A 13,356-nucleotide genomic window follows, 5' to 3' on the forward strand; every position below is an offset into this window, starting at 1 on the left:
CCTCCGACGCTACTTGAACACCGTTCAGGTTAGAGCACGGGCCACGGCGACCATCGCCGAGGTGATCTGATCCACCTCGGCCGGCGTGCAGATGAACGGCGGCATCGCGTAGATCAGGTTGCGGAAGGGCCGCAGCCAGACGCCGTTGTCCAGGGCGACCGGGGTGGCGACGGTCAGGTCGACCGGCTGCCGCGTCTCGATCACTCCGATCGCACCGAGCACCCGGACATCGGCCACCGACGACAGCGCGCGGGCCGGCTCGAGCCCTTCGGCCAGCCCGGCGCCGATCTCGGCCACCCGGCCGCGCCAGTCCTGCGCGAGCAACAGTTCGACCGCGGCCACCGACACCGCGCATGCCAGCGCATTGGCCATGAACGTGGGCCCGTGCATCAACGCACCGGCCTCGCTACCACTGATCGTCCGGGCAATCTCCAGCGTGCACAGGGTGGCCGCCAGCGTCACGTAACCGCCGGTCAACGCCTTGCCGACGCACATGATGTCCGGACTGACCCCGGCATGGTCGGCGGCGAACAGCTCCCCGGTGCGCCCGAACCCGGTGGCGATCTCGTCGAAGATCAGCAGCACTCCGGCGCGGTCGCACAGCGCGCGCAGGTCGCTCAGGTAGCGCGGGTCGTGGAATCGCATCCCGCCCGCGCCCTGCACGACCGGCTCGACGATCACCGCGGCGAGTGAATCGGCATGCTCGAGCAACTGCTCCGCGAACGCCGCGACGTAGGCCGGGTCGTAGTCCCCCGGCACCGGGGGCGCGAACACCTGCGGGGACAGCACGTCGCTCCACAGCGAATGCATCCCGCCGTCCGGGTCGCAGACGCTCATCGGGGTGAAGGTGTCGCCGTGATATCCGCCACGCCACGTCATCAGCTTGGACTTGCCGAAGCGGCCCGCGCTGCGCCAATACTGCAGCGCCATCTTGACTGCGACCTCCACGGCCACCGAGCCGGAGTCGGAGAAGAACACGGTTTCCAGCCCGGCCGGTGTGATGTCGACCAGCAGCTGCGCGAGACGCGCGGCGGGCTCGTGGGTCAACCCGCCGAACATGACGTGATTCATCGTCGACAACTGGCGGCTCAGGGCCGCGTCGAGCACCGGGTGGCCGTGACCGTGCACCGCCGTCCACCAGGACGCCATCGCATCGAGCACCCTGATCTCGGTGTCGTCGCGAACCAGGGTGAGCCACGCCCCCTGGGCGCCGGTGGCCACCACCGGCGCCATCGCCTCGGCGCCGATCGTGCTGTACGGGTGCCAGATATGCGCGGCGTCGATCTCACTGATCTGCTGGGGGGTCAACGCCGACACGCTGTGTGAGCCTAGCCGAGGTCGACATCAGCCCCCGAGCGCGTTTGCTCAACGGATTCCGTAGCTTCGACGCGCCCTTCGCTGCGGATGAGAAGACTACCGGGGTTGGGTAGATTGAGCCCCGATCATGTTCACCCTCAGCCCGCCCCGCCCGTCAACAGTGACGCCGGCGGACTCCCCTCCCGGCGCGGCGATGGGTTCGCGGAAATCGGGCTTCTACCGTCACGATCTGGACGGTCTGCGCGGGTTGGCGATCGCCCTCGTCGCGGTGTTCCACGTGTGGTTCGGGCGCGTCTCGGGCGGGGTGGACGTCTTCCTGGTGCTCTCCGGGTTTTTCTTCGGCGGGTCCCTGTTGCGCACCGCGCTGGATCCCGACTCTTCGCTGTCGCCCTGGCCAGAGATTCGCCGACTTGTCCGCAGACTGCTGCCGGCACTGGTCGTGGTGCTTGCCGCGGGCGCCGTTTTGACCGTCCTCATCCAGCCTCAGACCCGCTGGGAAACCTTTGCTGACCAGAGTCTGTCCAGCCTGGCGTACTACCAGAACTGGGAGCTCTCGGCGACCGAGTCCAACTACCTACGGGCGGGCGAAGCGGTCAGCCCGCTGCAGCACATCTGGTCGATGTCCGTTCAGGGCCAGTTCTACCTGTCGTTCCTTGTCCTTATTTTCGCGTTCGCCTATTTGCTGAGGCGCCCACTGGGCAGACGATTGCGCCCGATGTTCGTTGCTTTGCTGGCCGGCCTCACCGTCGCGTCATTCAGCTTTGCCGTCGTGCTCCACGTCAACGACCAGACGGCCGCGTACTACAACAGCTTCGCGCGCGCCTGGGAACTGCTCCTGGGCGTCCTGGTGGGTGCGATGGTGCCGTACATCCGCTGGCCGATGTGGCTGCGCACGGTGGCGGCCGCAGTCGGGCTGGCCGCGATCGTGTCGTGCGGTGCGTTGATCGACGGGGTCCGCGAGTTCCCCGGCCCGTGGGCGCTCGTGCCGGTCGGCGCGACCGTGCTGATGATTCTCGCGGCGGCGAACCGCCAGTCCCGGCCGTCGACCAGTGCCCGCCTGCCGCTACCCAACCGGCTGTTGTCGGCCGCCCCGCTGATGACCCTGGGCGCGATGGCCTACTCGCTGTATCTATGGCACTGGCCGCTGTTGATCTTCTGGCTCGCCTACACCGACGGCAGCCGGGCCGGCTTCGTCGACGGCGCAATCATCCTCGCGATCTCCGGCGTGCTGGCCTACCTCACCATGCGATTCGTCGAGGAGCCGCTGCGGTTCCGGCGCGGCGACGCGGCGCAGGTGACGCCACAGCCCACGATTCCGTGGCGCACCCGCCTGCGCCGGCCCACGATCGCGCTGGGCACCACCGTGGGACTCCTCGGGGTGGCGCTGACGGCGACGTCGTTCACGTGGCGCGAGCACGTCATCGTGCAGCGCTCGCACGGCAAGGAACTGGTGACGCTTTCTTCCACGGGTTACCCGGGAGCGCGGGCCCTGACCGAAAACGCCCGGGTGCCGAAGCTGCCGATGCGGCCCACCGTGCTCGAGGCCAAGAACGACCTCCCCGAATCCACCAACGACGGCTGCATCAGTGACTTCGACAATGTCGGGATCATCAACTGCACCTACGGCGACCTGTCGGCGACCCGGACCATCGCGCTGGCGGGCGGATCGCATGCCGAGCACTGGATCACCGCCCTGGACGCGCTGGCCAAGATGCACCACTTCAAGATCGTCACGTACCTGAAGATGGGCTGCCCGCTGACCACCGAGCAGGAACCGCTGGTCATGGGCGACAACCGGCCATACCCGAAGTGCCACGAGTGGAACGAACGGGTGATGGACAAACTGATCAGTGACCGCCCGAGCTTCGTCTTCACCACATCGACCCGGCCGTGGAACATCAAACCCGGCGACGTGATGCCGGCGACCTACATCGGGATCTGGAAGACCTTGTCGGACAACAACATTTCGATCCTGGCAATGCGTGACACCCCGTGGCTGGTGCGTAACGGCGAACCGTTCTTCCCGACCGATTGCCTGGCCAAGGGCGGCGACGCGGAATCATGCGGGATCAAGCGCTCCGAGGTGCTCTCCGACCGCAATCAGACCCTGGATTTCCTGGCGCAGTTCCCGCAGATGCGGATCCTCGACCTCAGCGACGCGGTGTGCCGACCGGACGTGTGCCGCGCCGTCGAGGGAAATGTCCTGATCTACCACGATTCTCATCACATCTCCGCGACGTATATGCGCACGTTGATCCCTGAGCTGGGCAGGCAACTGGGGGCTGCCACCCGGTGGTGGTGACAACTTGCGCATCACGCGCGCCACGTCGATAAGGTCTAACGATGGCATCGAGCGAACCCGCGCTGGTCACCAGGTGGCCGGGTACCCCGTACCCGCTCGGGGCCACCTATGACGGCGCCGGCACGAATTTTTCGGTGTTCTCCGAGGTCGCCGACTCCGTCGAACTCTGCTTGATCGCCAAAGACGGCACCGAGACCCGCATCAACCTCGACGAGGTCGACGGATTCGTCTGGCACACCTACCTGCCCACGGTCACTCCGGGACAGCGCTACGGCTTCCGGGTGCACGGTCCGTGGGATCCGGCGGCCGGCCACCGGTGCGATCCCAGCAAGCTTCTCCTCGACCCGTACGGCAAGTCGTTCCACGGCGACTTCGAATTCGGCCAGGCGCTGTACTCCTATGACCTCGACGCCGAGGACCTGGCGTCCGGCGGCACCCCGCCGATGGTCGACTCGTTGGGCCACACCATGACCAGCGTGGTGATCAACCCGTTCTTCCAGTGGGGCTCCGACCATCCGCCGCGCACGCCGTACCACGAGACGATCATCTACGAGGCGCACGTCAAGGGGATGACCCAAACCCATCCCGGGATCCCCGACGAGCTTCGCGGCACCTATGCCGGGCTGGGCCACCCGGCGGTCATCGACCATCTCAAGAGCCTGAACGTGACGGCGATCGAGTTGATGCCGGTGCACCAGTTCATGCACGACCACCGTCTGCTGGACCTGGGACTGCGAAACTATTGGGGCTACAACACTTTCGGTTTCTTCGCGCCGCACTACCAATACTCGTCGACCCAGCACGCCGGTGGCGCGGTGGCCGAATTCAAGACCATGGTCCGCTCGTTCCACGAGGCCGGGATCGAGGTGATCCTCGATGTGGTCTACAACCACACCGCCGAGGGCAACCATCTGGGCCCGACGATCAACTTCCGCGGTATCGACAACGCCGCCTACTACCGGCTGCTCGACGACGACAAACGGTTCTACAAGGATTTCACCGGCACCGGCAACAGCCTCAACGCCCGGCATCCGCACACGCTGCAGCTGATCATGGACTCGCTGCGGTACTGGGTGCTGGAAATGCACGTCGACGGATTCCGCTTCGACCTGGCGTCGACACTGGCGCGGGAGTTCTACGACGTCGACCGATTGAGCGCGTTCTTCGACCTGGTGCAACAGGATCCGGTGATCAGCCAGGTCAAGCTCATCGCCGAGCCGTGGGATGTCGGCGAGGGCGGCTATCAGGTCGGCAACTTCCCAGGTCTGTGGACCGAGTGGAACGGCAAGTACCGCGACACCGTCCGCGACTACTGGCGCGGCGAGCCGGCGACCCTTGGCGAGTTCGCCTCCCGGCTGACCGGCTCGTCGGACCTCTACGAGGCGACCGGCCGGCGGCCCAGCGCGAGCATCAACTTCGTCACCTGTCACGACGGCTTCACCCTCGCCGACCTGGTGTCCTACAACGAGAAGCACAACGAGGCCAACGGCGAGGACAACCGGGACGGCGAAAGCCACAACCGGTCGTGGAACTGCGGTGTGGAGGGTCCGACCGACGATCCGGCGATCATGGCGCTGCGCCATCAGCAGATGCGCAACATCCTGGCCACCCTGATTCTGTCGCAGGGCACCCCGATGATCGCCCACGGCGATGAGATCGGCCGCACCCAGCAGGGCAACAACAATGTCTACTGCCAGGACTCACCGCTGTCGTGGATGGACTGGACGTTCAAGGAAACCAACGCCGAGCTGCTGGAGTTCACCACCCGGGCGACCGCACTGCGCAAGGCGCACCCGGTCTTTCGGCGGCGCCGGTTCTTCGACGGCGAACCGCTGCGCACCGGCGATCAGGTGCGCGACATCGCCTGGCTCACCACCGCCGGCCAGGAGATGTCCCATGACGACTGGAACTCCGGCTTCAAGTTCGTGGGTGTCTTCCTCAACGGCGATGCGATCCCGGAGCCGAATTCCCGCGGCGAGCGGGTGGTCGACGATTCGTTCCTGCTGTGTTTCAACGCTCACAAGAAGCCGATCGAGTTCACCGTTCCCGAGGGCGAATACGCGCAGGAGTGGAGCGCAGTTCTGGATACCTCGGAGGCCACCGGCGCCACCGATGCTGTCGTGAAAGCGGGCGAAACGATAAGTGTTCCATCTCGCTCGGTATTGGTGCTTCAAAAGACTGCCTAGCGGGAACAGGCTCAGCTATGGCTTACCCGGTGCTGTCCACCTACCGCCTGCAACTGCGCGGCGCTTCGGCGGGCGACGCGTTCACCTTCGCCGACGCCGAGAAACTCATCTCCTATCTCGACGATCTCGGCGTCTCCCACCTCTACCTCTCCCCCATCCTGACCGCGGCGCCGGGTTCCACCCATGGCTACGACGTCACGGATCCGACCACGGTGTCCGAGGAACTGGGTGGCGCCGACGGCCTGGCGCGCCTTGCCGAGGCGGCCAAGGCACGCAGCCTCGGTCTGGTCGTCGACATCGTCCCCAATCACGTCGGGGTCGATCAGCCGCAGCGCAACCCCTGGTGGTGGGACGTTCTGCAGCACGGCAGGCAGTCGCCGTACGCGACATACTTCGACATCGACTGGTCCGTCGACCCGGAGGGGCGAATCCTGTTGCCGGTCTTGGGATCTGACAGCGACGTCGCAGATCTGACGGTCGACGGTGACCTGTTGCGACTCGGCGACCTCGCGTTCCCCATCGCGCCCGGAACCGGCGACGGACCGGGCCCCGAGGTGCACGATCAGCAGCACTACAAGCTGATCGGGTGGCGCAACGGGGTGTGCGGCTATCGCCGATTCTTCTCGATCACCTCACTGGCGGGTCTGCGTCAGGAAGACCGGGAGGTCTTCGACAGCTCGCACGCCGAAGTGGCCCGCTGGTTCAGCGAGGGCCTGGTCGACGGGGTGCGCATCGACCATCCCGACGGCCTGACCGATCCGACCGGATACCTGGGGTGGTTGCGCGAGCTGACCGGCCCGCAGGCGTGGATCGTGATCGAGAAGATCCTCGGCGTGGACGAGGCACTGGACCCGACGCTGCCGATCGACGGCACCACGGGCTATGACGTACTGCGCGAGGTGGGCGGCATCTTCGTCGACCCCACCGGCGCCGAGGCACTTACCGAACTGGTCGATGCGGAAGGTTTCGACTACGCTGCCGCCCCGGAGATGTTGCGCGAGCTGAAAATTCGGGCCGCCACCGACACATTGTCGAGCGAACTGGCTCGCCTGCGCCGCGCGATCGTGGCGGCCGTCGGCGCCGATCATCCGCAGTTGCCCGATGCGGTGGCGGCGCTGCTGACCGAAGTCGGTGTGTACCGGTCGGATTACCTCACCTTGTCGGCGGTGCTGTCCACCGCCATCGCACACACGGTGGCCGCCCGGCCCGAGCTGGCCGTCCCGCTGCAGCTGGTGTCGGCCGCCCTGGCCAGTGACTCCAGCGAGCCTGGCGCACGGCTGCAGCAGCTGTGCGGCGCGATGACGGCGAAGTCGGTGGAGGATTGCTACTTCTACCGCGACGCCCGGCTGGTGTCGCTGAACGAGGTCGGCGGCGAGCCACACCGATTCGGCGTCAGTGCCGCAGAATTCCATCGCAGCTCCGCGGTCCGGGGCCGCCTGTGGCCGAAGTCGATGACCACGCTGTCCACCCATGACACCAAGCGCGGCGAGGATGTGCGGGCACGCATCGGCGTGCTGTCGCAGGTGCCGTCGCTGTGGGCCGAGTTCGTTGGCAGTTGGCAGACCACCACCCCCGCGCCGGACGCCGCGACCGGATTGTTCCTGCTGCAGAACATCTTCGGCGTATGGCCTGCCGACGGACAGGTCACCGACGAGCTGCGCGAGCGCCTGCACGCCTACACCGAGAAGGCCATCCGGGAAGCCATGTGGCACACGTCGTGGAATGACCCGGACACCGAGTTCGAGGATGCGGTGCACGCCTGGGTCGACGCGATCCTGGACGGCCCGGTCGCCACCGAACTCACCGGAGTGGTGGTGCAACTCGAACCGCATGCCCACAGCGACGCGCTCGGCCAGAAGCTGCTGGCGCTCACCGTCCCCGGCATCCCGGACGTCTATCAGGGCACCGAGGTGTGGGAGGACAGCCTCGTCGACCCCGACAATCGCAGGCCGGTCGACTATCCGGAGCGTCGCGTGGAGCTGGACCGGCTGTTGCACAGCAAGATTCGGGTGGTACGAGCGGCATTGCATGCCCGCCGCGACCATCCCGAGGCGTTCCTGTCCGGTGACTACCGTCCCGTGCTCGCCGAGGGTACGGCCGCGCCTCACATCGTCGCGTTCCAGCGCGGCGTCGACGTGCTGGTCGCCGTCAGCCGCTGGACCGTGCGGCTACACCACGACGGCTGGGGCGACACGACCCTGCCGTTACCGGACGGCACGTGGACCGACCGTCTGACCGGCAACCGGTGGACCGGTCCGACTCGGGCCGATGACTTGTTCGCCGAGCTGCCCGTCGTCCTCTTGGAGAGATCTCATGCCTGAATTCGCCGTGTGGGCACCGCTGCCCAAGCAGGTGCGCCTCGACGTCGACGGGCAGCTGCATGACATGACCGTCGACGACGGCGGCTGGTGGCGCGCCGACGTCGACGCCGCCCCGGACGCCCGCTACGGCTTCGTCCTCGACGACGACCCGACGGTGCTGCCGGATCCGCGCTCCGCCCGCCAGCCCGACGGGGTGCACCAGCGATCCCAACTCTGGAACCCCTCCTCCGCGCAGTGGTCGGATGCGCAGTGGGCCGGCCGCTCCATCGAGGGGGCGGTGATCTACGAGCTGCACACCGGAACATTCACCCCGGAAGGCACGTTCGACGCCGCCATCGCGAAGCTGGATTATCTGGTGGACCTCGGCGTCGACTTCGTCCAGCTGATGCCCGTCAACGCCTTCAGCGGCGACCACGGGTGGGGCTACGACGGTGTGTTGTGGTACGCGGTGCACGAACCCTACGGCGGCCCAGACGGTTTGGTGCGCCTGATCGACGCCGCGCATGCTCGCGGACTCGGCGTCCTGATCGACGCGGTGTTCAACCACCTGGGCCCGTCCGGCAACTACCTGCCCAAGTACGGGCCGTACCTGTCGTCGGTGAGTAACCCATGGGGTGAAGGCGTCAACCTGACCGGACCCGACGCCGACGAGGTGCGCCGCTACATTCTGGACTGCGCGCTGCGCTGGATGCGCGACTTCCACGCCGACGGCCTGCGGCTCGACGCGGTGCACGCGCTGGTCGACAACACCGCGATCCACATCCTCGAAGAGATGACCGCGGAGACCGACGCGCTGTCAGCCGTTGTGGGCCGGCCGCTGTCGCTGATCGCCGAGAGCGACCTCAACGATCCGCGGCTGATCACGCCCCGCGATCGCGGCGGATACGGCCTGACCGCGCAGTGGGACGACGACATCCATCACGCCATCCACACCGCGGTGTCCGGCGAACGGCAGGGCTACTACGCCGATTTCGGCTCCATGTCGGCACTGGCCAGCACGCTGCAGAACGGCTACTTCCACGCCGGCACCTACTCGTCGTTCCGGCACCGCAGACACGGCAGGCCGCTGGACAAGACGCTGATCCCGGCCACCCGGCTCACGGCCTACACCTGCACCCACGATCAGGTCGGCAACCGCGCGACCGGCGATCGGCCGTCACAGAACCTCGACTACGGCCAGCTCGCCATCAAGGCCGCGCTCGCACTCGGATCGCCCTACACCGCAATGCTTTTCATGGGCGAGGAATGGGCGGCGTCGACCCCGTTCCAGTTCTTCAGCTCGCACCCCGAACCCGAGCTGGCCAAGGCGACGGCGGAGGGCCGCAAGGCGGAGTTCGCCGACCACGGCTGGGACGCCGACGACATCCCGGACCCGCAGGACCCGCAGACGTTCCTGCGTTCGAAGCTGAACTGGGACGAGGTCAACGAGGGCAGGCACGCCGAGCTGCTGGACTTCTACCGCGGCCTGATCGCGTTGCGCCGCACCGACCCCGACATGGCCGACCCGTGGCTGCAGCATCTGGTGGTCGATTTCGACGAGGACGAACGCTGGATCGTGATGCGGCGCGGGCACATTGCGATCGCCTGCAACCTGGGCGAGCAGTCGGTCAGCGTGCCTGTCGGCGGCGACATGGTGTTGGGGTGGGGTGAGCCCACGGCGGGCGCGCACGGCACCGAGTTGCCCGGCCACTCGGTGGCGGTGACGCGCTCCGGCTAGGTCAGGTACCGGTAGGCCGGCGAGCCGGGTTCCAGCGCCTCGACGTGCAGGCCGGAGGCATCCATCCGGGCCCGCAGCCCGTCCAGCCCGGCGGCCGAGCCGAGTTCGATACCCACCAGCGCCTCACCGGTTTCGCGGTTGTTGCGCTTGACGTACTCGAACAGGGTGATGTCGTCGTTCGGTCCGAGGATCTCGTCGAGGAACCGGCGCAACGCGCCCGGCTCCTGAGGGAAGTCGACCAGGAAGTAGTGCTTGAGCCCCAGGTGCACCAGCGACCGTTCGAGCACCTCGCCGTAGCGGGATACGTCGTTGTTGCCGCCGGAGATCAGGCACACCACCGTCGACCCCGGCTGCACACCGGCCTCCAGCAGCCCGGCCACCGACAGCGCCCCGGCGGGCTCGGCGATGATGCCCTCGTTCTGGTACAGGTCGAGCATCGCCGTGCAGACCGCACCCTCGTCGACCGTCGTCACCGACACCATGTCGCCCGCCGCGGCCAGCGCCTGATACGGCAGCGCACCGATCTGCTTGACCGCCGCGCCGTCGACGAACTGGTCGACGTGGTCCAGTTCGACCGGGCCGCCGGCGGCCAGGGCCGCGATCATCGAGGCCGCGCCCGCGGGTTCGACGCCGAGTACCGCGGTGTTGGATGTCCGCTCGGCCAGGTAGGTGGTGATTCCCGCGATGCAGCCGCCGCCGCCGATCGGGACGACCACCAGGTCCGGTTCGGTGTCGAGCTGGGCGAGGATCTCCACGGCGATCGTGCCCTGGCCGGCCATCGTGCGCAGATCGTCGAACGGCGGGACCAGGGTGGCGCCGGTGCGGGCGACATCGTCGAGAGCCGCCTGCGCCGCCATGTCGTAGGTCGCCCCGCCGACGATCAGGTCGATGAACTCCCCACCGTGATAACGGATGCGGTCGCGCTTCTGCTTCGGGGTCTTGGCAGGCACGTAGACCCGCCCGTGTACGCCCATCGACCGGCAGGCCAACGCGAAGCCCTGCGCGTGATTACCGGCCGACGAGCACACCACCCCGGCGGCGATTTCGGCGTCGGAAAGCTGTTTGAGCAGGTTGTAGGCACCGCGGACCTTGTAGGACCGCACGCTCTGCAGATCCTCGCGTTTGAGGTAGACCTCGGCGCCGGTGGCCTGCGAGAGCCGGTCGCTGTACTGCAGCGGGCTCTGGCTGACCACGTCGGAAATTCGCTGACCGGCCTCATCGATGTCTGCCGCTGAGATAGGGGGGGTCAGCGGCGTCCTTCGAGAATCCTGAGTCAGTTCAGCGGACACCGATCAATGGTGCCACCACCAGGGCCGAATGCGGGAATCGGGGTGAGCGCGAACCGGCGGGCCAACAGCGCCACGAGTTCCGGGTGGGCGCCCAGCGGATCGGTCACTCCGTGCGCACCGCAACCGGCCAGCCGGGTGTGGAACACCCCCGGTGCCAGCAGGTAGGAGGCGATGAACACTCGCCGCCCGGCCGCTCGGATCCGGCCCACCAAGTCGGCGACCGTCGGGGCGCCGGTGGCAACGAATCCGAGGTGCACCTCACCCACCAGGTCGCCCAGCAGGGCCGCGGCCCGCACCAGTTCGCGCCGGGCCGCCGGATCGGAGGACCCCGCGGCCGCCATCACAACTGCGTCACCGGGTGCCCAGCCCACGTCGAGCAGCCTGCTGCGCATGATCGCGGCCAGCACCGGGTCGGGTCCCAGCGCCGCGGTGACGGTGACGGTGACGTGTCCGCTCTCCGCGATCCGCGCCGGCAGGTCGGTGTTGACGTGGTAGCCCGACGCCAGGAACGCGGGCACCACGATCGCAGGCCTGGTCGACTCGGCCAGCAGCTCGCGGGGATTGGGGCCGAGGACATCGACGAACGCGGTACGCACCGGGCCCACGTGCTCGGCGACGGCCGACGCGATCTCGGTGACGGTGGCCAGCCCCTGCGGACTTCGGGTGCCGTGGGCGACCAGGATCAGCTCGGGTGTCACCTCGCCTCCACGTCCACGGCGAGCCGGTAGCCGCGTTTCACTACGGTCTGGACCACCCGCGGGGCGGCCAGCGCCGAACGCAACCGCGCCATCGCGGTCTCCACCGCGTGGGTGTCGCCGCCACCGCCGGGCAGTTCGGCGAGCAACTCCTCGCGGGACACCACCAGACCGGGTGCCACCAGCAGCCGCCGTAACAGCGCCATCCCGGCCGGCGGCAGCACCTTGAGCTGGCCGTCCACCTCGACGCTGGCGCTACGCACGCTGATTCGGTGCCCTCCTGCACTGTATTGCTGTGCCAGGCATGGCAATTCGTCGGTGATGAGCCGCGCCAGCGCGCCGAGGCGATAGCGCTGCGGGGAGCGCGGCTCGATACCCAGCCGGGCCAGTGGGGTCGCGGTCACCGGACCGACACAGAACACCGCGACGTTGTTGCGCAACGCGGTGATCAGACAGTCCAGTGCGCCAATGGCTTTCGCGCGCTCCAGCAGAGATGCGACGGCGGGCGCGCTGGTGAAACTCACCGCGTCGACGTCGGAATTGACGATCATTCCGATCAGCTGGTCGATGCGCCGGGTGTCCTCGGGCTGTTCCCAGCGATACACCGGCACCTTCACCACCTGGGCGCCGGCCCGGGTCAGCGCATCGCAGATGTCGGTGTCGGGCTCCCATTCGCTTGCCGCGCCGTGCAACTGCACCGCGATCCGCAGCTGGTCCACCCCTTCGGAGAGCAGCCGCTCCAGCACCTCGACCGACGACTCCGACTCCGGGCTCCACTCTTCACACAGTCCGGCCTGCCGCACGGCGCCACGCGCCTTGGGCCCGCGGGCCAGGATGCGCGTCGATCCCAGTGCGGCGAGCAGACCGTCGTGAACGTCCCAGCCGTGGGCGGCCTCGACCCAGCCCCGGAAGCCGATCCCGGTGGTCACGACGACCAGATCGGGCGGCTCGGCGATGAGATGCTCGGTCACCCGGTGCAATTCGACGTCGTCGACCAGCGGCACGATCCGGATCGTCGGGGCGTGCACCACCGCGGCACCGCGCCGCTCCAGCAGCGTGATGAACTCTTCGGCCCGGCGCGCGGCGGTCACCCCGACGGTGAAACCGGCCAGCGGGTCAGCGACTTCTGATCTCGACGAATCCATCGACCACCCTGACGTCGTAGACCGGCAGTGCGTATGACTCGTCGTCGAGGCAGCGACCGTCGACCAGGGAGAACACCTGCTTGAGCAGCGGTGAGGCCACCGTCGGCTCACCGCGCCGGTCCCCGACCAGGCCACGCGACATGACCGCGGCACGGCCGAACGGGTCGATGTTGCCGACCGCGGCCAGCGTGCCGTCGGCCAGCAAGAACAATGCCGCCTGCTCACCGCCGGGCAGCAACACCGCGACGCCGCGCCCGGCCAGCAGCGCGCTGCGCGGGCAGGCGGGCGTCCACACATCGAGGTCGAGCCCCAGGCGGGTATCTGCAAGAACTGTCATCGTGTCAAGCCTCCAAGACCTTGATAGAGGGGTCGTGTTTCGCCGCT

General features: G+C 67.7%; 9 protein-coding genes. 4 read left to right on the forward strand and 5 right to left on the reverse strand.

Translation table 11 applies throughout. The features are described from left to right. Positions 1-24 precede the first annotated feature (24 nt). Complete coding sequence (locus AB4879_RS05185) at positions 25-1,317, reverse strand: adenosylmethionine--8-amino-7-oxononanoate transaminase (RefSeq protein ID WP_370506727.1); 1,293 nt, start codon at positions 1,315-1,317, stop codon at positions 25-27. A 127-nt stretch (positions 1,318-1,444) separates the two neighbouring features. Between AB4879_RS05185 and AB4879_RS05190 the strand changes: the two genes are divergently transcribed. From AB4879_RS05190 to treZ, 4 genes are read left to right on the forward strand one after another with little or no spacing between them, the layout of a single operon-like run. Continuing rightward, a complete protein-coding gene (locus tag AB4879_RS05190; protein WP_370506728.1) occupies positions 1,445-3,619 on the forward strand; it encodes an acyltransferase family protein in 2,175 nt (724 codons plus the stop codon). A 41-nt stretch (positions 3,620-3,660) separates the two neighbouring features. Continuing rightward, positions 3,661-5,805, forward strand: a complete 2,145-nt coding sequence (gene glgX, locus AB4879_RS05195) for a glycogen debranching protein GlgX (RefSeq protein WP_102807690.1) — start codon at positions 3,661-3,663, stop codon at positions 5,803-5,805. 17 nt (positions 5,806-5,822) lie between these two features. Next, the gene (treY, locus tag AB4879_RS05200) at positions 5,823-8,126 is read left to right on the forward strand and encodes a malto-oligosyltrehalose synthase (RefSeq protein WP_370506729.1); all 2,304 of its coding nucleotides are present in this window, start codon (positions 5,823-5,825) and stop codon (positions 8,124-8,126) included. Continuing rightward, a complete protein-coding gene (treZ, locus tag AB4879_RS05205) occupies positions 8,119-9,843 on the forward strand; it encodes a malto-oligosyltrehalose trehalohydrolase (protein WP_370506730.1) in 1,725 nt (574 codons plus the stop codon). Before treY ends, treZ begins: the two co-directional genes overlap by 8 nt. On the opposite strand, the gene ilvA is transcribed toward treZ, so the two are convergent. The 4 genes from ilvA to nirD are packed head-to-tail and all read right to left on the reverse strand — an operon-like array spanning position 9,840 to position 13,309. Further along, positions 9,840-11,132: a threonine ammonia-lyase IlvA gene (gene ilvA, locus AB4879_RS05210; protein WP_370506731.1), complete on the reverse strand. Its 1,293-nt coding sequence runs from the start codon at positions 11,130-11,132 to the stop codon at positions 9,840-9,842. The two genes, treZ and ilvA, sit on opposite strands and share 4 nt — an antisense overlap. After that, entirely contained in the window at positions 11,117-11,830 is a 714-nt protein-coding gene (locus tag AB4879_RS05215; RefSeq protein WP_370506732.1) for a sirohydrochlorin chelatase, read from the reverse strand. The genes ilvA and AB4879_RS05215 overlap by 16 nt, the downstream gene beginning before the upstream one ends. Continuing rightward, positions 11,827-12,972, reverse strand: a complete 1,146-nt coding sequence (locus tag AB4879_RS05220) for a uroporphyrinogen-III synthase (RefSeq protein WP_370506733.1) — start codon at positions 12,970-12,972, stop codon at positions 11,827-11,829. The genes AB4879_RS05215 and AB4879_RS05220 overlap by 4 nt, the downstream gene beginning before the upstream one ends. Next, entirely contained in the window at positions 12,944-13,309 is a 366-nt protein-coding gene (gene nirD, locus AB4879_RS05225) for a nitrite reductase small subunit NirD (protein WP_102807696.1), read from the reverse strand. Before nirD ends, AB4879_RS05220 begins: the two co-directional genes overlap by 29 nt. Between the last annotated feature and the right edge of the window lie 47 nt (positions 13,310-13,356).

Source organism: Mycobacterium sp. SA01 (assembly GCF_041287105.1).
Taxonomy (GTDB): domain Bacteria; phylum Actinomycetota; class Actinomycetes; order Mycobacteriales; family Mycobacteriaceae; genus Mycobacterium.

What these genes read in the sequence shown, in the direction of transcription:
- AB4879_RS05190 (WP_370506728.1), top strand. Translation starts at nt 1,445, where the DNA reads ATGTTCACCCTCAGCCCGCCCCGCCCGTCAACAGTGACGCCGGCGGAC.
- glgX (WP_102807690.1), top strand. Translation starts at nt 3,661, where the DNA reads ATGGCATCGAGCGAACCCGCGCTGGTCACCAGGTGGCCGGGTACCCCG.
- treY (WP_370506729.1), top strand. Translation starts at nt 5,823, where the DNA reads ATGGCTTACCCGGTGCTGTCCACCTACCGCCTGCAACTGCGCGGCGCT.
- treZ (WP_370506730.1), top strand. Translation starts at nt 8,119, where the DNA reads ATGCCTGAATTCGCCGTGTGGGCACCGCTGCCCAAGCAGGTGCGCCTC.
- AB4879_RS05220 (WP_370506733.1), bottom strand. Translation starts at nt 12,972, where the DNA reads ATGGATTCGTCGAGATCAGAAGTCGCTGACCCGCTGGCCGGTTTCACC.
- nirD (WP_102807696.1), bottom strand. Translation starts at nt 13,309, where the DNA reads ATGACAGTTCTTGCAGATACCCGCCTGGGGCTCGACCTCGATGTGTGG.